Source organism: Zhongshania sp., assembly GCF_047636175.1.
Taxonomy (GTDB): domain Bacteria; phylum Pseudomonadota; class Gammaproteobacteria; order Pseudomonadales; family Spongiibacteraceae; genus Spongiibacter.
Genome location: NZ_JBLIKC010000009.1, coordinates 129,164 through 149,229 on the forward strand (window position 1 = coordinate 129,164; position 20,066 = coordinate 149,229).

Below are 20,066 nucleotides of genomic sequence, written 5' to 3' on the forward strand. Positions count from 1 at the left end.
TGATTGCCAGCCCCCGCTGACTCTTATAGTCTTAGGCGGTAAAAAATAATAAGGATAAAATATGCAACAGCTATCTGGTCAAGACGCCATGTTCATCCACACCGAGAATATGGGCATGCCCCAACACATCGGCGTTATGAGCATCTATGATCAATCCACCGCCCCCGAAGGCCTGGTGCGTTTTAAACAAATTTTGCAACTACTGGAAAGCCGCTCCCACCTCTCACCAATATTTAACCGCCGGCTCCGCAAAGTGCCCCTGAGCCTAGATCAACCCTATTGGGAAGATGTAGAAAACGTCGACATTGAAACCCATGTCCACCATATCGCCCTGCCCAAACCTGGCGACTGGCGACAACTCTGCATTCTTGCCTCGCGCATTCACGCTCGCCCCCTAGATATGAGCAAGCCACTGTGGGAAATGTACGTTATCGAAGGTCTAGATAGCGTTCGCAATCTTCCAAAGGGTTGTTTTGCGGTGATGACCAAGGTCCATCATGCGGCAATGGATGGCGCCACCGGCGCACGCTTTATTCCGCTCCTCCACGACCTCAGTCCAGAAATTATCGACGTCGGCGAAGCGCCTGTCAAAATTGTTGAGCGATATAACGACGGCCATATGCTGAGCAAGGCATTGATCAACAATCTTAGAAAACCCATGCAATTGATGAACCTTGTAGGTAGCGCCATCCCCACATGGCGACGCATACAACGCGGTAAAAAAGAGCAGGATTTTGCCACCCTCGAAGACAAGCAAAAGACCCTCTTTCAGGGCAAGATTTCACCCCATCGGGTCTGCGATGCCGTGCCATTCGCCTTCGAAGATATCCGCGCCATTAAAAATGCCGTTGCCGGCGCCACCATCAACGACACTATGCTGTGTATCGTTTCCGGTGGCTTGCGGAAATATCTTGCGGCCAAAAATGCGCTACCGGAGAAAACTTTGGTATCGGGCTGCCCTATCGATGTCCGCAGCAATGACGAGCAAAGCAGCGGCGGCAATATGGTCGGCTTTATGACGGTATCGCTACACTCAGATATCAAAGACCCGAAAGAGCGACTCAAAGCTATTCACGATGCCTCGATGAGCAGCAAAGCCTATGCAGAGGCCCTTGGCCCTCGCATGGCTGTTGACGTCACCAATGTGCTACCCGGCGGCATGCTGTCACTGGCACTGCGGGCAGCCTCAGCAACCGGACTCACCGAAGCTGCCGTTATCTTTAACACTGTGGTTACCAATGTTCCCGGCCCCACCAAGCAACTGTATTTCTGTGGTGCCAAAATGGTCGACGGTATCAACTTCGGCCCATTGCTACCTAATGTAGGGCTATTCCAAATTGTTTACAGCTCGGTGATGAACAAGGTCGGCACGATTTCAATTTCATTTACCGCCTGCCGTAAAATGCTGCCTGACCCAGATCTCTATTCAGCGTGTTTAGAGGAATCATTTCAGGAGTTGAAAGTAGCGTGTCTTGGCGCCGAGGCCCAAAAGCCAAAAGTCAGCAAAACTAAAGCGGAAGTATCACTGTAAAAACTGCGACATAACGATGTTATCTAAATACCGACATGCAACTGAAAATAGCGGTGTTTAGATAATTTATCGCCGAGCCATCAAGGAGGTTCTTAGCACTGCAGCTGAGCTCGCCTTAAAACATATTTGCAATGCTAAACTAATTCACATCTAAGCACTCTGGGATTTCCAGCGCGTTCTAATAGGCTACCGCAGACTTTATCCCGCGGATCAAAGATAGCGGTCAAGATACCGAAGAAACCAAGCAGTGCTCAGCTACTAATCGCCGATGACACCCTAAATTATAAAGGATGATTCATCTCAGCTTGTATCGCTCAATATTCAAAACCCGCGCTTCACCCTGCATCGGAAATTACGGCATACTAGCGCCCCTATACGTCACCACCAAACGGAAACACCATGCCATTAATGCCTCTCACCCAGCTACTCTGTCCACTAGACCAGAGTGCGCTGCTGCAAGACGGCAACACTTGGCGCTGCGAAAGCAATCACTGCTTTGACATCGCCAAACAGGGTTATGTAAATCTGTTGCCGGTGCAAAACAAGAAGTCCCTTGATCCCGGCGACAGCCGTGAAATGATTACCGCGCGCCGTGATTTTTTAAACAGCGGCGTTTATCAGCCACTTGCAGAAGCACTCGCAAATACCGTTGACACCCTATGCGATGGCCGACAGCAGCTTGCGATTTTAGACGCGGGATGTGGCGAGGGTTATTATCTAAACACGGTGTGTGAGCACCTTTTGAAGAGTGGTGTCGAACTCACCGCGACGGGCCTAGATATTTCAAAATGGGCGGTGCGCAGCTGCAAGAGTCGGAATGCCGAACTAAACGGCCTAGTGGCCAGCAATCGTCAAATACCACTGCCAGATCACAGCCAAGATATTGTCTTATGTACCTTTGGATTTCCAGTCTACAGCGAATTCAAACGGCTTTTAAAACCCAATGGCCATATTGTCATGGCCGACCCCGGCCCCGAACATTTGATTGAACTGCGCAAGGCCATTTACGAAACCGTGCGCCGCAACCCAGCCACCGACATTAGCGCCGCGCTTGAGGACAATTGGCATCTCAGCCTAAGTGATAATGTGCAGTTTACGACACCCGTGCTCAACGCCGCGCAGTTTGAGCAATTGCTGGTGATGACGCCCCATTTATATCGCGCCAGCCGCGAAGGCCGCGAGCGCGCCGCGCAACTGCAGGATATTGCGCTCAGCGCTGATGTATTCATTCGGGTTATTAGTAAGGCTTAGCCAGGGCCGCAATGAATATCAGCGGATGATACGCAGCCAGCTATTCACCGGCTGCTAATAAACCGCAATTACAGAATGCTGCGGGCAATAATCATCCGCTGGATTTCACTGGTGCCTTCATAAATACTAGTGATCCGCACATCGCGGGCTAAGCGTTCTAGAGGATATTCACGGTTATAGCCATGCCCACCGAGAATTTGCAGGCCGGTGTAACAAGCGCGGTTAGCCGCTTCGGTAGCGAACAATTTTGCCATCGATGCCTGCTTGCCAAAATCACCGCCGCTCTCCTTAGTAAACGCCGCCTGCATCAGCAATAGGCGCGCCGCCTCCATTTCGGTGTAGGCGTCGGCCAACATCCACTGCAGACCCTGAAAGTTAGAAATAGGTTGGCCAAATTGTCGGCGCTCTTTGGCGTAATCGCGGGCGTAATCCAGTGCCGCCTCACCCAAGCCCAGCGCAAGTGAACCGACGCCAATACGGCCACCAGCCAATTCACCCAAAGCCACCTGATAGCCACGATTTATGGTGCCCATCAAGGCTGAGGCCGGCACCCGGCAGTCATCAAAATAGACCGGATTTGTGGCAGACCCTTTCTGACCCATTTTATCTTCGGCGCGACCAACAGTAAGACCCGCGGTATCGCGCTCAACCAAGAAACACGAAATACCTTTGCCGCGTGGCGCGTCTTTGTCGGTCACCGCCCACACTACAAATACGCCAGCGTATTCGCCACTGGTGATATAGGCTTTAGAACCATTCAATACCCAGCTATCGCCGTCGCGTACCGCCGAGGTTTTCATACCAGAGGGATCTGAACCCGCGCCAGCTTCTGTTAGGCAGAAACCGGCGGCGGGATATTCACCCGAACAAATTTTCGGTAAGTAATTTTTCTTCTGCTCCTCACTAGCGACCGCTTGAATCACCTCGGCAACCATATTCGTCACCGATACCGTAACGGCAGTCGATGCACAGCCCCGCGCCAAACCCGTAATGGCCAGACTAAAAGCGATAGTGCCGGCTTCGCTACCACCATAATCAGCCTTGACGTTTAAACCCATAAATCCGAGCTCAGCGAGCTGTTTGAGATTAGCTAGAAACTCTTCCTTACCTTTTCCCTCATCCAGCTTAGCGGCGTTGGGTACCAGCTCTTTAGCAGCGAAATCAGCTGCGGTTTGCTGAATAAACTGCTGCTCTTCTGAAAGATTTAAATTCATTATTAAATACCCTGCCTAGCATTAAATTTGGACTAAAATAGCGACATCATGACAGTAAGCCCTACGCTCCCTGCCATGATATTGACTTACATACGCTCAATAATAATAGCTGGCGCCATGCCACCGGCGTTGCACATAGTAATTAATCCGCGCATTAAATTACGACGTTCCAACTCATCCAATACAGTGCCGATCAGAATAGAGCCGGTTGCACCAATAGGATGACCCAAGGTCATTGAGCCGCCATTTACATTGATCTTATCGCGATCAATATTCAGCTTGCGGATAAAGCGCTCCAATACGACTGCAAACGCCTCATTTACCTCAAACAAATCGATGTCAGCAACCGTAAGGCCAGCTTTTGTCAGCACTTTTTCTGCCGCCGCAACCGGTCCATTCAATATTAGCGTAGGGCATTCAGCCATATTGGCCATCGCCAATACCAATAAGAAGCGGTTCAATGGCCAAATTTGTTTCGATATAAGCGTGGACTTAATCCAGTTTTTCGCTGGAACAAACGATTAAACGAACTCATATCAGCATAACCAATACGCTGCATAATTAGCTCGGTAGACAAGCCAGTGCTTTCCAGTAATTTCTTGGCCGCCTCAACACGCAAATTTTGCAGATAACTATTTGGCGTATCACCGACCGCCTCCTTAAAGCGTCGCATTAATGTTCGTGAACTGACATGACATTGGCCAGCCAGCCTATCCAATGAAAACGGCTCACTTAGATTTTTTTCAAGGCTGTCCTGCACCGCAAGCACCAAAGCATCGCTGTGCTCCTGCTGACGCGGCAGTATTAAGTAAGGGGCTTGCTGCGTTAGGTTAGTATCAACCAACAAAGTTTTAGCACACTGTGATGCTACTGCCTTGCCCATATACCGTTCCACCAGCAGCAGCGCCGTGAGCATTTCCGCACCATTGGCACCGCCGGTAAGTAAGCGTGACTCATCAACTACCAGCTTGTTGGCGCTTAGCTGAATATCGGGGTAACGCCGCTGGAACTGCTCAGCCAGCCACCAACTGGTGGTGGCACTCAGGCCGTTTAACAAACCTGTTTCCGCCAATACAAAGCTACTGGTGCAATGCGCGCATATAATGCAGCCATTGGCATATTGCCGACTAAGCCAGTCGATAATCCCCTGCAAAGACGCCAGCTTGAGAGAAAATGCCTTTCCGCCAGGGTAGTTCATCGCAGGAACCACCACAATACTGCCAGCGGCCAAATCATTTAATCTACCATCAGCGGCTATCCGTAAGCCTGACGCAGTTTTTACCGCACCACCATCCTCAGACAATACCTGCCATTCAAACACTCCCTCCCGACGCTGATACTGCTCACGCCAATGTGAATTGGCGACAAAATACAGATCCTGCGGGTTTGCTAGGCTTCCCGCATAACAGTCTTCATAGGCAACAATATAGACTTTAGGCATCTTTTCCTCCATTTCCGACGACGCCCCAGTGTCTTTATTCGCATATTTAATGTCAATAAAGACACTACTATAAAGCGCCATAAGCCTCTAAAGTAAGCTCTTCACATAAGCCCTATAAAACGAGTGTTGCGACCATGTCCCTACCCGAGCTTTTGAAAAATCGACTACAAATACCCGCCGTTGCGGCCCCCATGTTTTTAGCTTCTGGCCCTGATCTGGTCATAGAAACCTGCAAAGCCGGCATGGTAGGTTCATTTCCCGCCTTAAATCAGCGGACCAGCGCTGGTTTTGAAGAGTGGCTCAATACGATCAATAGCGCATTGGCAGCATTTGAGAAAGACACCGGTAAACAAGCCGCGCCGTTTGCTGTGAATTTGATCGTACACAAAACCAATCCCCGCCTAGAAGCTGACCTCGCGCTTTGCGTAAAGCATAAAGTACCAATGATTATCACCTCGCTTGGCGCTGTGAAGTCCGTTATCGACGCTGTGCACAGCTATGGCGGCTTAGTATTTCACGACGTAATAAATCCCCGCCACGCACGTAAAGCAGCGGATGCCGGTGTCGACGGCCTTATCGCCGTATGTGCTGGCGCCGGCGGCCATGCAGGCAGCCTCAGCCCCTTCGCTCTAGTGGCTGAGATTCGGGAGTTTTTTGATAAAACCTTGTTGCTTGCAGGCGCCATATCCAAGGGCAGTGACATTGCTGCTGCGCAAATGATGGGTGCCGACCTTGCCTATATGGGAACGCGCTTTATCAACACCCAAGAAAGTCTAGTCCAGCCGGAATACAAGCAGATGATCGTGGATTCCAAGGCCAGCGATATTGTTTACACCCCAAATATATCGGGGGTATTTGCTAACTTCCTCAAACCTAGCATTGAAAATGCGGGGCTGGATCCAAACAATTTAAAGCCCAAAACTGATATCGACTTTGGCCAAGAGCTGGAAGTGGATGCCGATAATAATTCTGGCGACAAAGCGGGCGGCGCGTGGAAGCAAATCTGGTCAGCAGGCCAAGGTGTCGGCTCAATCGACAACACTCCCAGTACTGCCGAGTTAATCTCGACACTGATTAATGAATATCAAAAAGCTCGATCAACACTTAAATAAGCTCACAAGGTTTGATTAAGCGTCACGCGGCAATGGCCATACGGCCTGTGCCGCGCTCTTCTCAAAATCTACTCTAATCTCAGTAAAATGTCATTATTGCAACCGCATACATATTACTTTCGAGAAATATTAGGGTTTAAATATTTCTTATTTGCGAATAATAATTTCTACCTCTAAGCGCTCAGCCGCCGTTAATGAATTACTGACAATACAAATCTGCTCAGCTTTAGCTAGTAGTTTCTCAGCTTTCGAACGAGAGTCTTCATGCTCTAGAGTTACAACCACCTTAGTCACAATTTCTGTAATTTGCATAGCGCACTTAACTTTATCGAGTGCGCCCTCAGTCGGACATTGAATCGTTTGCCACTCTAATTATGCACTCGACGCCACCGTTCGGAAAGATAACATAAAGCAATTCGCCGCCGCCAACGACAATTCTTCAGGTGCCAATTTATCGCCAGGACCATCGAATTGACGCGGCCGCGCAACCTCCAAGGTTGGCAGATGCGCCGAGTAGGCGTTAGAGAGTGCTCGGGTTCAGCGTTTACAATTACCGAATATTGATGAGGCAAGCTATCAATAATACGATTCTTTTATAAAAAACGGTATACCTGAAAACAATCCCGTCCCACTCTTCATTTAGCGAATGACTTGAGCAAGCCAAAGGGATTATTAAACTTTTATCCACCCAAAATACTCACCTAAAAACACCGTTTCCTAAAGAGGACTAAACCGTAAAACCTAGGGTTGAGGCTATTGCCATCCAATCATTCCACGCAGCCGTTGAGTCGTAAAAATCCTAAGAAAGCGCCAGATATCTTTCCCCCACACAAGATTCCCCGGCGTTTTCAGGATATAGTTAGGGTGATGGAGATACTCATCGTCTAGCTATAGGCAGCAATATTTTCTTCAACCAATAAGCAGAAACAAGCAATGCCAATATTGTCAAAAAATCTCTTGGCCGCGGCTATATTGAGCAGCCTAGCAGCCTGCAGTGTCACTAACACTCAAGACGCCACATTACTCGAGATTCAGGCTCCAAGCACGGCGCAAATCACCGCACTATTGTCCTCTGAGCCGGGCGACAGCAATGTCGACATCAGTCTTTACCCCGAAGACAATATTCTCGCTGTGAGTGCAGAAATGCGCCACTTTGTTGAGGAAAATGTGCCAACTGCGCTGTCACCACGCGGCCGCCTTAGCTACCTTCTCGACAGCATGGTGCGGCCGTCTCAGCTTGGACTTACCTACAATCCCGGCATTACCCTCAATGCCAGCGACACATTTGAGCAAGGTGTTGGCAACTGCCTATCGCTCACCTCATTATTTATAGCACTTGCCCGGGAAGCAAAGCTCGATGTCTACTATAACGAAGTCACTATTCCGCCTAGCTGGGATATGATTAGTGATAATAGTATGGTGTTCTACAAGCATATCAACGCTGTCGTAGATTTTGGCAAGAATGGCAAAGAGGTCGTTGATCTCAGCGTTGGTTATTACGAATATCACTACCCACAGCATCGCGTTAGCGAGGAACAAGCCGCCGCCCAACACTATAATAATCGTGGCGCTGAATTTCTAAATCTTGGCAATAATAAGAGAGCGCAGCTGTATTTCCAGCGTGCTCTTTACTTAGACCCTGAGGCTGGGCACATCTGGGGGAATTTAGGTACGCTATTACGTCGCCAAGGACGCGTAGTCGACGCCGAAGTCGCCTACAGTCATGCCATTACACTCAATGCCAACGATCAGGTAGCGATCAGTAATCTTGGGCGACTTTATCGAGAGCAAGGCGATAAAGATAAAGCCCGAGAACTCGAGAAGGCGTCGGAAAGTTTTAGAGGGAAAAATCCATTCTGGCTATACAGCCGCGCCAAAGCAGAGTACGAAAAAGGCCAATTTGATGAAGCGCTAGATCTTGTGCAACAGGCAATGCGTCTTGATAAAAAGGAGCATCGCTTCTACCGCTTTGCCTCGCTAATCTACTACCGTCAGGGAAAACTAATTCGCGCGCAGCAATTTTCCGACAAAGCTAGCAAGCTTAAATTGAAAAGATAATAACCGTATTGTGCGCCTAAAAAAAAGGCGCCTTTCGGCGCCTTTTTCGCAAGTCCTTTGCTTATAACCGTCCGTAATCGAGATTAGTATTTCCAGCTAAAGCTCAGGCCAAGACTAGTGCCAACCTCTTGCTCAAGAATAGTCACGTTCTGACCACTACTGCCTTTTTGCTCAAACTCGCGTTTAGAATCAAGTAGGTTTGAGACCTTAAGCTTTAAAGACAAGGTCTCTGTTGGATAATAATTATAAATCACATCCATAGAGGCAAAAGGCTGTTCGAAAGCATCGTCATTACCTGAGATACCCGCAAAGAATATCCGCTCGCTAGAGATATTATAGAGCACCGATGCACTATGACGCTCATCGGGAGAATCATATCCGAGTGATGTATTAACAACATACTTAGAATGACCGGTCAGACGACGATCAGTATTAGTCAGTTCATTATTATTGCTAATCGTAATTTCAGAGTCACTAATAGTCACATTACTAGACAGGAACAAACCGGCAGGTAATGTCTTCAATCCTTCAAACTCAAGACCGTAAACCTTACCAGAGTCGCCATTTAAATAGCGGAGTACAGTGTCATCATCAGAACCTGCACCTTCTACTTGCTCAATGGGGAGAGTTAGGTCTTTATAGAATAAAGACACGATAAAATTATCGCCGCCCTCATAATAAAACTCGCCGCGCAGATCATAGTTACGTACTTGTGTTGACTGTAAATCGGGGTTTCCAAATACTCGAACATTAAGCTCTGGATCAATATAAGCAACATCAGCTAGCTCACGAAGATCAGGTCGCACGATGGTTTCACTCACACTAAACCTAACTTGAAACTCTTCTGCCGCCAATAAATCGAGACCCGAGTAGGTCAATGCTAAGCTCGAGTAGATATCATCTTCTTGAAGGGCAAAACTCTGATCGGGATTATTCAGCTGGTCGACCACGCTCTGGTTAAATACCCCGGTAAAATCTAAAAGATTTACCGGTAAAACCGCCTGCTGATACTCTTCCCAACGCGCACCGGTGGTGATGCGCCACTCTTCGCTAATGCGGAAATCTAAAGAACCGTAAACCGCAGCAATCTTCTGAGCAGCAACATAGCTTTCGTTACCAAAACCAGAGCCCATTGAAAGATCAAAGAAATTATTGAGATCGTTGATACGGTCATCAGTAAATACAGTTTGTGGCGTACCTTGAGTGGAGCGTGCACCCACATTGGCAGTATAACCGAAGTATTCACGCACTTTCTCAGAATTCCACCAGCCACCCGATACGATCAACTCACGACCATCGATATCAATCGGCAGTTCGACACGACCGCCCCAGCTCTCTACCGTATCTTCAAGCGATAAAAACTCAAATTGGCCCGCAGTAGAAAGTTGTTTGATAAATGCCGTTTCAGGGTTAGTGCTTTTATCTAAGGAACCGCTGAAACTCGCTCCGCTTGGAATATCCGTGGTTGCAGTAGCATCAGAATAGAACCAATCAAAACTCAGCATTTCAAGTTCGCTAATAGGTGCGAAATCACCTAGGCGATGGGTACCCGATAACTGCGTCAATTCAAGCTCACGCTCTTCAAGACGGGTGCTATAGTCTAAGTCTGGACGCTCGGCGGAATTATTAACCGTAAAGCTGGTAGCGATACGCGCTTCGTCGACATCATTTTGAATAATATAATGGCTAAGCTGCACTGTATGATCTTGAGTGTACTCTGCGCCTAAAACCACGGCCAAGGTCGTACGCTCTTCATATGCGGTTCTTTCGGTTTTAGAGTTAACAACATCCGGATTACCGACACTGCGCTTAATTTGGTCTTTATTGCGGTATTCGTCATCATAGGCGCCACTAATAGATGCACCCAGAACGATATCATCGCTAACATCCCAGGCATTACCTAAATCAACCTTGATATCGCGATCGCGGTCAAGACCACCGCGCTTAATAGCAACATCTCTATTTAGCGATGTGATGAGGCCACGCTGTATTTGGTCCGCTTCGTCACGAGTAACGGTATTGCCAGCGTTATTCTCGATATCGAAAATATTACTTTTCGATAGATCGCCTTTATAGCGATCAATAGCATTTTGTAATGCCACAGGCATGGCGCCAGATCCGCTATCGGGGTAGGTCAAGCCATTATCACTTTCAGTATTAAAACCTGTGCCAATACTGACAGAAGCGATTGGACCGTTGGGAACGCTGCGGGTACGAATATCGATAGCGCCGCCACCAAAGTTTGCCGGCAACTCCGGGCCCCATGATTTTTGAACTTTCAAAGATTCAACAATACTGGCGGGGAATAAATCTAAAGGTATAACGCTACGTGCTAAATCTGGAGACGGCACCGCTGCGCCATTTACGGTCACGTTGCTATAGCGCTCGCCAAGACCGCGGATATAAATGAATTTGTTATCAACTAGGGTGACACCAGTAACACGTCGCAAGGCGGCACCAATTGTGCTATCGCCTGCCCGTGATATCGCTTCAAAGCCAAGAAAATCGGCCGCGTACGGTAATTCAAGACGCTCGTCGGTCAATGAGGCTGCGACGCTTTGTAGACGTCCGACCACCACCACTTCTTCCAAGGCTCTCGGCGCAAATAGTTCACTGTCATCTGAGGCGATATCTTGTGCCATCGCCGAACTCATAAGCCCAGTAGTCGCAAGAGCGACGGCGATAGCAAGCTGCTTTCGCGCAAATCGTTTAGTTAGCATAATCATAATCCTAAGTGCTCAGGAAAATGCCCTCACGAGTGGAGGGCGTTCTAGCGCTGTATCAGCGGGCCGGAACCCGCCTTTCCTGTCTAGCAGGGCATTGCCATTTATTACTTAGGGGTTAAGTGGCGCGCTTAAACCTACAGTCCAGCCATTCAACCAGTCGTCACCAGCAGTTGCGCCGCCAAGATAAGTTGGCGCTGTAAAGTAAGCGTCAATACCAGACACATCGGTAAGCTGAGTGGCTTGATCAAAAATAACAACGCCATTCGCATCGGTAATTGTTGCGGCGGTGCGGTAATCACGAGTACCAACACCATCGACAATTAAGCTTTGGGCGGGAATATCTGCACCGGTAATGATGACATTATTGATGTTAGCATTTGGTGGAGTATCGGCATTTATGCCACCGCCAGCTAACCAGTTAACAAGGTCAAATGCACCTTTAGTTGCGCCACTAGCTTTAGTCGCTTCTTCACAAGCGATTACATTACTGCTCGCCTTACTGATACCTTCTTTCGCCGCGTTAATCGTTTCCGGACCTTCAGAGTTATCCAGTTCCAAACATTCCTGACTATCCATATCAACGGCATTAGATGTCACAATGGAGTTATACATCTGGAAGTAAGCACCTTCGCGGAACAAAGGACCTTCTGAATCGCCTTTGGACGTTGTGTTCACGCCGGCATCCTGTTTGATGTCAGAAGTAACACAGGTCAAGTTAGAAATAATAAGATTGGTCGTTGGCGTAAAGGCGTCACTGCGACCACCGCCGGTGTTATCGCCTTCGATACAGCGGTTTGCACCAGAAGTATGAACAACCACAGCGTATTGAATTTTACCCTTGTAGCCTTCGGAGTAGTCGATTGAATCGTCACCGACGTTTACCGCAACAATGTGATCCAAGTTAACCGCACCACCGAACATCTCGAAACCATCATCTTGAGATGTGTAAGTTTGTACATAGCTAATTGTTGTGCCGCTACCTACCGCGTTTAAGGTAACCGCGTTCAATTCGTTGCCATCAATAACTTCATAACCAGCGTGCTTAACAACCACGTATTTCAGTACACCTGAGCTTTCGTCGTTCTTATTACCGCCGTAAGTGGCAGGCTGACCTTCCGCTACTTGGTTACAGTTGTGGACGTTATTTGCCGTAGGAGCAAAATCGCTAACTGTACCGTTGCCGGAACCTGTCGCGGTGCCGTCGTGACATTTATTCGTTTCGCCGTTGCCGTTAATTTGCAAACCACCCCAAAGGCCGCGATCGTCTTCGGTCGCTGTGCCATCAATATCTTCATCAGCAGTAAAGATAATCGGCGCAGTTGCTGTGCCTTCAGCAAAAATTTGTGAGCCACGAGTAATACGGATATAGCTGGTCGGCTGCTTGAATACCATGGTCACACCAGCGTCTATATTAAGCTTGGTGCCTTCGCCTTCCTGTGGAATGCGGGTTCCGTTTCCAGCGGCAGTTGCGTCAATATCTTCACCGATGAAAAGACTGTCAGCAAACTCATGAACGCCATCGTTAATATCTCCAAAAGTAATGAGTGGAGCGGTAATAGGGTTGTTTGAGCTAACAAAGCTAGCAGGGTAGAAACAATCACCCGAATCGGATTGGCCTTGGAAGGTGATGCCGTTTTTAACGTAAGATGCGCAGGGATTAGAACCACCACCGCCATTAACACTGTTATCAACACTGTTATCAACACTGTTATCGACGCTATTATCAGCAGTACTGGGGCTCAAGTTGATATCACCACCGCCACACGCAACCAGTAACAAGGCAGATGACATTGCTGTTAGTGCAAAAATCTTTTTCATAATAACTATCTCCAAACCAACTCTAAGGATTTTCAAGGATTTAATTTATGTAGGGTATGGTAGGGAGAGTTGGTGACATATATGTGAATAGTATGTTGCAGTTATGTGACAACTTTAAAGACAACAAGACAGGATTTTATTCGAGCCTGAGGCAGATATTCAGGAAACAGCCGGCAAAGCACTGTAATGTCGCTTACAGATCAAAGGCATAGTTTGTATTGATTTGAGCAGACGTGAATAAGCTGCCCTCTTGAATGGCAGATATAAAAAGCCGCTGAGATCAGCGGCTTTTTTGCTAACTAACTTCTCAAGCGAAAGGGTGACGCAAGACAATGGTTTCCACTCGATCAGGTCCGGTAGAAACAATATCGATAGGCACGCCGACGATCTCTTCAATACGACGAATATAGGCGCGGGCTCTTTCTGGCAACTCCTGCAGCGATTTGGCACCCACAGTCGATTCGGACCAACCCGGTATATCTTCATAGATCGGGGTGATGGTGTCGTAATCTTGGCAGTCGAAGGGTGCCGCAATGGACTCACCGGCGGGATTTTTATAATCCACACAAATACGAACGGTCTCTAAGCCATCCAGTACATCCAGCTTGGTCAAACACAAACCCGTCACGCTGTTGATACGCACCGCTTGACGCAAGCCAACGCCGTCAAACCAACCACAGCGCCGCGCACGACCCGTGGTAGCACCGAACTCATGACCTTTCTTGGCCAAGTAAGCGCCGGTGTCGTCGAACAATTCGGTGGGGAATGGACCACTGCCAACCCGAGTGGTATACGCCTTGGTGATACCCAATACGTAATCTAGATACAGCGGACCGAAACCACTGCCTGTCGCCGTTCCGCCGGCGGTGGTATTAGAAGACGTTACGAAAGGATAGGTTCCATGGTCGATATCTAATAAAGAGCCTTGCGCGCCCTCGAAGAGAATATTTGCGCCCTCTTCGCGATACTTGTGCAACGCACCGGTGACATCCGTGACCATTGAGCGCATTTCTTCTGCCATACGCAGTGCGTCATCAAGGGTTTTTTGATAGTCGACCGCATCAACTTTGTAATAAGCCGTGAGCATAAAGTTGTGATATTCCATCACTTCTTTTAACTTCACTGCAAATCGTTCCGCGTTATAAAGATCGCCCAAGCGCAATCCACGACGCGCTACCTTGTCTTCGTAGGCCGGACCAATACCACGGCCCGTGGTACCAATTTTTGCTTCGCCACGCGCTAACTCTCGCGCTTGATCTAAGGCAACATGGTAGGGCAGAACTAAGGGACACGCTGGACTCAAGCGCAGGCGCTCACGCACAGGGACACCCTTGGCTTCCAGCTCAGCCATTTCCTTTAATAGCGCATCTGGCGCTAACACCACACCATTGCCAATTAGACAGGTTACGCCTTCGCGGAGAATACCCGACGGAATTAAATGTAATACCGTCTTTTCGCCGCCGATAACTAAGGTATGACCCGCATTGTGGCCGCCTTGAAAACGTGCAACAGCATTAGCCTGATCTGTCAGTAAATCGACGATCTTACCTTTGCCTTCGTCGCCCCACTGGGTGCCCAGCACCACTACATTCTTGCTCATATCCGCTTCTCTGGACAAAGGTGAATACACTGACTCGCAAGCACGAGCCTAATTAATGCAGTGATACTACGCACCACTGCTCATTCTCTTTACGAACTACCCGATCGCATGCCGCGTCGGCATCCTGCCCAGGTAAACCGCAAATTACTTTCTCACCAGACTCACGCAAAGACTGTACAAACTGCCACTGCGCAGGACTTGAATCGTAAGGTGCAAATATCGCTGCCGCCTCAGTAAATGAGGGTAACAAACCCAGTAGAGCTTTTAAATCTATACTAAAGCCGGTCGCCGGACGCGCACGCCCGAACACTTGACCAATATCATCGTATCGACCACCCGACGCCAGCGCTTGACCGTGCTCACGGACCAAGGCCGAGAACACCACGCCAGTATGATAGTGATAACCACGTAATTCAGCCAGATCAAAATAAAATTTCAAATCGGGAATACGCTGCGCCAAAGTTTCAGTTAACTGCTCCAAACTCGCAATGGCGTCAATTGCATCTGGGATATCAGCGAATACCTGCCGGCCTTTAACCAGAACATCGCTGCCGCCGTGCAGTTCATTTAATACTAAAAGATGCCCAGCAACGCCGTCATCAACCGCTAGCGAAGCCACAAATACCAGCAGCTCGGTTTTGGCTTTGCGCTGTAAAATGTCGAAGTATCGCGCTTCTTGCTCCGCATTTAGCTGGGCCGCCTTAATCACAGCACGATATATAGCCACGTGACCAGTATCTAAAGTAATACCATCAAGGCCAGCAACCCGCAGGGTTTCCAGCATCAGGCAAACAATTTCTAAATCACTAGCCGGGCTGTTGTCGCCGTATAATTCAGCGCCCAACTGGATAGGCGAGCGCGACGCTAGTGGCTTTTTGGGCTTGCTATGCAACACGCTGCCCGCGTAACACAACCTCACCGGGCCATCGCGGCCCAAGCTGTGGGCATCTATTCTTGCAGCCTGCGGCGTCATGTCTGCCCGCAAGCCCATCATTCTACCGGTAAGTTGGTCGGTCACCCGGAAAGTCAGCAGATCAATATCACTGCCAAGGCCAACTAATAAGGACTCGGTGTATTCCAGCATAGGCGGAATCACTAACTCGTAACCCCAACGCTTGTATAGGTCTAAAAGTTGCCGACGCAATGCTTCTACCTGTGCCGCTTGCGCGGGCAACAGTTCCTCAACACCGTCCGGAAGTAGCCAACGATCTACCGAAGTCATATGCGATTTTTGCTCTCTTGATCGACTATCAGACTTTATCGCAGCACACTCAATAATATGAGGCCCGCTACCATACTTATTATACCGGCAACACGAACATTACGAGTGTCCATATCTGCCATTCGGTATGCCATTAATCGCCAGCGTTCTGGGCTTAAAAATGGCAAGATACCTTCAATAATTAGTACCAGACTGAGTGCCACTGACAGTTCCTGCCACATGCGTTTTGCCTGCCACAAACATAAAAAAACCGGGCTACCCAAAGACGTTTCGGTCTCGGATCAACCCGGATAACATAATGGTATCACACTACCCAGCCGTAGCGGGGAGTGCGAAGACAACTTACTGCTTATCTGAACCTTTTTTCAGGTAGCGGAAGAACTCGCTTTCACTGTCGACAACCAGCAAGTCGCCTTTATTGCTAAAGGAGGCCCGATAAGCTTCCAAGCTGCGAACAAATGCGTAGAACTCTCCATCAGCACTGTAGGCGGCGGCATAAGTATTTGCTGCAAGCGCGTCACCCTCACCACGCAGCACCTGCGCATCGCGGTAAGCATTTGCGCTAATAACAGTGCGCTGACGATCTGCGGTTGCCCGAATTTTCTCGGCCAGCTCGCGACCCGTCGAACGCTGCTCACGCGCTTCGCGCTCACGCTCAGACTTCATCCGGTCGAATACCGATTGACTAACCTGGGAAGGTAAATCAATACGTTTAACGCGGACATCCACTAGCTGAATACCAAACTCATCAGTAGTGATCTGATTGAGATCGCGAGTCAAATCCGTCATCAACAGATCGCGTTCACCTGATACCACCTCGTGGAAGGTGCGCTCACCAAACTTGTTTCGCAAGCCAGTATTAATACGCTGAGCCAACAAACCCTCGGCGCGAACTTCCTCGCCATTGGTGGCCGTGTAAAACTTCTTGGTATCAATTACCCGCCATTTGGCATAAAAATCGACGTCTAGCGGCTTTTTCTCGATGGTTAAAAAACGCTGCGTTGGCGCATCTAAGGTAAGCATACGACGATCAAACTTGCGTACCACATGCACGAATGGCGTTTTAATATGCAGACCCACATTAATATCGGGGTCAACAACTTCACCGAACTTAAGCAATACCGCTCTCTCGGTTTCACGCACGATGTATAGAGAATTAAATACTAGTACGAGTGCGCCCAGCAATAAAATTACGATGGTAAAAGAACGATTACCCATTTTAACGGCCCTCCCTGCGGGTGGTCTGCGTGTCGCGGCGTAACTGCTCAACTACTTTATCCGTTAAAGCACGAATATCCGGGTCTTCTTGAGACCCACTGCGACTAATGACAGATCTATCCATCAATTTATCGAGCGGCAGGTACATCATATTATTGCCACCGTCGATATCGACCATGACTTTTGTTGCATTACTGTAAAGCATTTCTAGCGTGTCTATATACAAACGCTCACGCGTTACCAGAGGTGACTTGCGATACTCTAACAACAGCTTTGTAAAACGTTGCGCCTCACCGTCAGATCTGGCAACAACCTGCTCTTTATACGCTTGCGCCTCTTCTAACTGACGCTGAGCAGCACCGCGAGCTTCCGGAATAATACCATTGGCATAAGCTTCGGCTTCATTCTTTAAACGTTCGCGGTCTTCTTTGGCACGGGTTACGTCATCAAACGCATCCTGCACTTGCGAGGGCGCTTGAGCGTCTTCAATGTTAACCTTAGCAACAAGAATACCACTTTGGTAGGTATACAAATATCGCTGCAAACGCTGCTGAGTATCAACCGCAATCTGCTCGCGACCATCGGTGATAACCTGATCCATTTTTGAGCTGCCGACGACATGGCGCAGGGCACTTTCTAATGCCTGCTCCAAGCTGAGTTCGGGATCTTTCACTTTCAGCAAAAAGTTAGCTGGATCAACCACGGTGTACTGGACAGACAGCGAGATATCAACAATATTTTCATCTTCGGTCAACATCTGACCGCGACTAGTAACACCACGTACTTTAGTGACGTTGACTTTATTTACTTCATCTACGAGCGGTGGATTCCAACGTAAACCTGGCATCACCGTTTCATGAAACACACCTAGTCGCAATACGACCGCGCGCTCTTGTTGATCAACCTGATAAAAACCAAACAGGCCCCACACAGCAACTGCCAACACAGCGATTATCGCTAGCGTACTTGCGCTTATTTTGAAGTCACCACCATCACCGCCGTTAGATTTTTTACCTCCGCCGAAAATACTAGCAAGCTTTTCCTGAAGCTTTTTAAGTGCTTCATCCAAATCTGGCGGCCCTTGGTTTTTTCCACCCCAAGGATCGTTATCTTTACCACCACCCGGCTCATTCCAAGCCATAGCCCTCTCCTATGTTAACGTATTGTTCAACTATGAAATTATCACGACCATCCTGGTCATCGCACAGAATCAACTATCCAACGGCCTATTATCCGACTGGCAGTTTAACAGAATTCTTCCTGCGTGCTAACCTGACGCATCGAATTCAAAGACGCCTCACTTACCGACTCATTTGATAAAAATCGCTGCCAATCTGACTCCAGCAATCTCAATTGTAAATACTGCGAACCGTCGTCGCCAAGCCGCTCATCCATAACCGCAGCAAGATCATAAAGTAAGCCTCGCAAACGGCCTTGTCCGGCACTTAAGGTAATGGAGGTTTCACAAATCTCATTGCCAAGAATCTCACTTAGCGCCTGATAAAATAACGCCAGACCTCTAGAGTCGCGGGCAGATAACCACACCCGCACTGGCTTACCCTGATCATTACGATCTATACGCGGCTCGGCATTAACCAAATCCGTTTTGTTATAAACTTCAAGCACCGGGATATCCCCAGCGCCGATTTCTGCTAACACCCCTAAGACCTGCTTCACGTTGTCTTGTCGCTCAGGATCAGAGCAGTCGATGACGTGAATCAGCAAATCTGCCATCACCGCTTCTTCTAGGGTTGCTCGGAATGCTTCTACCAATTTATGGGGCAAATGGCGTATAAAACCGACCGTGTCTGCCAAAATAACTGGACCCACGTCACTGACTTTGATGCGCCTCACCGTGGGATCTAGGGTTGCAAACAACTGATCTGCGACGTAAACCTTAGATGCGGTCAACACATTGAACAATGTCGACTTACCCGCATTGGTATACCCAACTAAAGACAGGGCTGGGATCTCTGCGCGTCGTCGTGCTCGCCGCGCCTGTTCACGCTGCCTGCGTACTTTTTGTAGGCGCGCCTGAATAGCTGTAATACGCGCCCGCAACAATCGCCGGTCGGTTTCCAGCTGACTCTCGCCAGGGCCACGCAAACCGATTCCACCTTTTTGGCGCTCAAGATGCGTCCACCCTCTCACTAAGCGAGTAGACATGTGCTGTAATTGGGCGAGCTCGACCTGCAATTTACCCTCGTGAGTATTGGCACGCTGAGCAAAAATATCGAGAATTAATCCGGTACGATCGAGCACGCGGCACTGTAACTCGCGCTCAATATTTCGTTCTTGACTAGGGGAAAGAGCGTGATTAAACAACACCAGCTCGCCATCATTAGCTACTAACGATTCGCGAATTTCTTCAAGTTTGCCCGTACCAATGAATAGGCGTGCATCTGGCCGCTTGCGCGAACCAGTAATAAAGTCGACTGGGTCGCCCCCTGCAGAGGTCACCAGCTGCACAAATTCGTTGGAATCTTCGCGCTCGTCTTCACTGTGAAAATCCAAGTGAACGAGCACTGCGCGCTCACCGGATTTAGGTCTTTCAAATAGCAAGGACGAACCTCAATTTAGAGAAACCGTTGTTAACCGTCTTCTTGCTCTTCGTCATCTTCTGGCGGATGCGCCATCGGTAAACGAACAACCCGAGAAGGGACAACAGTAGAAATAGCGTGCTTATAGACCATTTGGCTAACGGTGTTTTTCAGTAGCACCACAAACTGGTCGAATGATTCGATTTGGCCCTGCAATTTAATGCCGTTGACCAAATAAATAGATACCGGAATACGCTCCTTGCGAAGAATATTCAGATAAGGGTCTTGTAAGCTATGCCCTTTTGACATGGTGTAGCCTCCTGTATGCCCAAATC

16 protein-coding genes and 1 pseudogene are annotated in these 20,066 nt (G+C 48.6%); 4 read left to right on the top strand and 13 right to left on the bottom strand.

Features of this window, described 5'->3' with window-relative positions; translation table 11 throughout:
• Positions 1 to 61: 61 nt before the first annotated feature.
• Together ACI955_RS07435 and ACI955_RS07440 are read left to right on the top strand one after the other, a co-directional pair.
• On the top strand, positions 62 to 1,531 hold the full coding sequence (locus ACI955_RS07435; RefSeq protein ID WP_415243104.1) for a WS/DGAT/MGAT family O-acyltransferase: 1,470 nt from the start codon (positions 62 to 64) through the stop codon (positions 1,529 to 1,531).
• 399 nt (positions 1,532 to 1,930) lie between these two features.
• Complete coding sequence (locus ACI955_RS07440) at positions 1,931 to 2,782, top strand: putative RNA methyltransferase (protein ID WP_415243105.1); 852 nt, start codon at positions 1,931 to 1,933, stop codon at positions 2,780 to 2,782.
• Positions 2,783 to 2,850: 68 nt separating this feature from the next.
• On the opposite strand, the gene ACI955_RS07445 is transcribed toward ACI955_RS07440, so the two are convergent.
• The 3 genes and pseudogenes from ACI955_RS07445 to ACI955_RS07455 form a co-directional block, all read right to left on the bottom strand.
• Positions 2,851 to 3,996: an acyl-CoA dehydrogenase family protein gene (locus ACI955_RS07445; protein WP_415243106.1), complete on the bottom strand. Its 1,146-nt coding sequence runs from the start codon at positions 3,994 to 3,996 to the stop codon at positions 2,851 to 2,853.
• 86 nt (positions 3,997 to 4,082) lie between these two features.
• Positions 4,083 to 4,439, bottom strand: a pseudogene (locus tag ACI955_RS07450) (acetyl-CoA C-acyltransferase); the annotation flags it as partial.
• Positions 4,440 to 4,453: 14 nt separating this feature from the next.
• Complete coding sequence (locus ACI955_RS07455; RefSeq protein WP_415243107.1) at positions 4,454 to 5,437, bottom strand: GlxA family transcriptional regulator; 984 nt, start codon at positions 5,435 to 5,437, stop codon at positions 4,454 to 4,456.
• A gap of 134 nt (positions 5,438 to 5,571) precedes the next feature.
• Between ACI955_RS07455 and ACI955_RS07460 the strand changes: the two genes are divergently transcribed.
• Positions 5,572 to 6,549, top strand: coding sequence for an NAD(P)H-dependent flavin oxidoreductase (locus ACI955_RS07460; protein WP_415243108.1), 978 nt, complete (start codon positions 5,572 to 5,574; stop codon positions 6,547 to 6,549).
• 147 nt (positions 6,550 to 6,696) lie between these two features.
• Here the strand turns inward: ACI955_RS07460 and ACI955_RS07465 are convergent, their stop codons facing one another.
• Positions 6,697 to 6,861 (bottom strand): hypothetical protein, encoded by a 165-nt coding sequence (locus ACI955_RS07465; protein ID WP_415243109.1) that lies wholly within the window; start codon positions 6,859 to 6,861, stop codon positions 6,697 to 6,699.
• Between the two features lie 621 nt (positions 6,862 to 7,482).
• Here ACI955_RS07465 and ACI955_RS07470 point away from each other — a divergent pair.
• Positions 7,483 to 8,607 carry a tetratricopeptide repeat protein gene (locus ACI955_RS07470; protein WP_415243110.1) on the top strand — a complete coding sequence of 375 codons (1,125 nt, stop codon included), beginning with the start codon at positions 7,483 to 7,485 and terminating at the stop codon, positions 8,605 to 8,607.
• Between the two features lie 83 nt (positions 8,608 to 8,690).
• Here ACI955_RS07470 and ACI955_RS07475 read toward each other — a convergent pair whose 3' ends face one another.
• The 9 genes from ACI955_RS07475 to hfq all read right to left on the bottom strand — a co-directional run bounded on the left by ACI955_RS07475 (position 8,691) and on the right by hfq (position 20,040).
• A complete protein-coding gene (locus tag ACI955_RS07475) occupies positions 8,691 to 11,327 on the bottom strand; it encodes a TonB-dependent receptor domain-containing protein (protein ID WP_415243111.1) in 2,637 nt (878 codons plus the stop codon).
• 114 nt (positions 11,328 to 11,441) lie between these two features.
• Entirely contained in the window at positions 11,442 to 13,151 is a 1,710-nt protein-coding gene (locus ACI955_RS07480; RefSeq protein WP_415243112.1) for a hypothetical protein, read from the bottom strand.
• A 307-nt stretch (positions 13,152 to 13,458) separates the two neighbouring features.
• Positions 13,459 to 14,751 (bottom strand): adenylosuccinate synthase, encoded by a 1,293-nt coding sequence (locus tag ACI955_RS07485; protein ID WP_415243113.1) that lies wholly within the window; start codon positions 14,749 to 14,751, stop codon positions 13,459 to 13,461.
• A gap of 52 nt (positions 14,752 to 14,803) precedes the next feature.
• A complete protein-coding gene (locus ACI955_RS07490) occupies positions 14,804 to 15,973 on the bottom strand; it encodes an ATP phosphoribosyltransferase regulatory subunit (RefSeq protein WP_415243114.1) in 1,170 nt (389 codons plus the stop codon).
• A gap of 35 nt (positions 15,974 to 16,008) precedes the next feature.
• Positions 16,009 to 16,194, bottom strand: coding sequence for a DUF2065 domain-containing protein (locus ACI955_RS07495; RefSeq protein WP_415243115.1), 186 nt, complete (start codon positions 16,192 to 16,194; stop codon positions 16,009 to 16,011).
• A 121-nt stretch (positions 16,195 to 16,315) separates the two neighbouring features.
• On the bottom strand, positions 16,316 to 17,191 hold the full coding sequence (gene hflC / locus ACI955_RS07500; RefSeq protein WP_415243116.1) for a protease modulator HflC: 876 nt from the start codon (positions 17,189 to 17,191) through the stop codon (positions 16,316 to 16,318).
• A gap of 1 nt (position 17,192) precedes the next feature.
• Positions 17,193 to 18,332 carry an FtsH protease activity modulator HflK gene (gene hflK / locus ACI955_RS07505; RefSeq protein WP_415243117.1) on the bottom strand — a complete coding sequence of 380 codons (1,140 nt, stop codon included), beginning with the start codon at positions 18,330 to 18,332 and terminating at the stop codon, positions 17,193 to 17,195.
• 104 nt (positions 18,333 to 18,436) lie between these two features.
• Positions 18,437 to 19,753 (bottom strand): ribosome rescue GTPase HflX, encoded by a 1,317-nt coding sequence (gene hflX, locus ACI955_RS07510; RefSeq protein WP_415243118.1) that lies wholly within the window; start codon positions 19,751 to 19,753, stop codon positions 18,437 to 18,439.
• 29 nt (positions 19,754 to 19,782) lie between these two features.
• The gene (gene hfq / locus ACI955_RS07515) at positions 19,783 to 20,040 is read right to left on the bottom strand and encodes an RNA chaperone Hfq (RefSeq protein ID WP_415243122.1); all 258 of its coding nucleotides are present in this window, start codon (positions 20,038 to 20,040) and stop codon (positions 19,783 to 19,785) included.
• Positions 20,041 to 20,066: the final 26 nt, after the last annotated feature.

Bases quoted from the DNA above. Each gene is read 5' to 3' on its own strand.
- ACI955_RS07490 (WP_415243114.1), bottom strand. From the start codon at position 15,973: ATGACTTCGGTAGATCGTTGGCTACTTCCGGACGGTGTTGAGGAACTG.
- ACI955_RS07460 (WP_415243108.1), top strand. From the start codon at position 5,572: ATGTCCCTACCCGAGCTTTTGAAAAATCGACTACAAATACCCGCCGTT.
- ACI955_RS07485 (WP_415243113.1), bottom strand. From the start codon at position 14,751: ATGAGCAAGAATGTAGTGGTGCTGGGCACCCAGTGGGGCGACGAAGGC.
- ACI955_RS07475 (WP_415243111.1), bottom strand. From the start codon at position 11,327: ATGCTAACTAAACGATTTGCGCGAAAGCAGCTTGCTATCGCCGTCGCT.
- ACI955_RS07470 (WP_415243110.1), top strand. From the start codon at position 7,483: ATGCCAATATTGTCAAAAAATCTCTTGGCCGCGGCTATATTGAGCAGC.
- ACI955_RS07435 (WP_415243104.1), top strand. From the start codon at position 62: ATGCAACAGCTATCTGGTCAAGACGCCATGTTCATCCACACCGAGAAT.
- ACI955_RS07480 (WP_415243112.1), bottom strand. From the start codon at position 13,151: ATGAAAAAGATTTTTGCACTAACAGCAATGTCATCTGCCTTGTTACTG.
- ACI955_RS07495 (WP_415243115.1), bottom strand. From the start codon at position 16,194: ATGTGGCAGGAACTGTCAGTGGCACTCAGTCTGGTACTAATTATTGAA.
- hflC (WP_415243116.1), bottom strand. From the start codon at position 17,191: ATGGGTAATCGTTCTTTTACCATCGTAATTTTATTGCTGGGCGCACTC.
- hfq (WP_415243122.1), bottom strand. From the start codon at position 20,040: ATGTCAAAAGGGCATAGCTTACAAGACCCTTATCTGAATATTCTTCGC.
- hflK (WP_415243117.1), bottom strand. From the start codon at position 18,332: ATGGCTTGGAATGAGCCGGGTGGTGGTAAAGATAACGATCCTTGGGGT.
- ACI955_RS07455 (WP_415243107.1), bottom strand. From the start codon at position 5,437: ATGCCTAAAGTCTATATTGTTGCCTATGAAGACTGTTATGCGGGAAGC.
- ACI955_RS07445 (WP_415243106.1), bottom strand. From the start codon at position 3,996: ATGAATTTAAATCTTTCAGAAGAGCAGCAGTTTATTCAGCAAACCGCA.
- ACI955_RS07440 (WP_415243105.1), top strand. From the start codon at position 1,931: ATGCCATTAATGCCTCTCACCCAGCTACTCTGTCCACTAGACCAGAGT.
- ACI955_RS07465 (WP_415243109.1), bottom strand. From the start codon at position 6,861: ATGCAAATTACAGAAATTGTGACTAAGGTGGTTGTAACTCTAGAGCAT.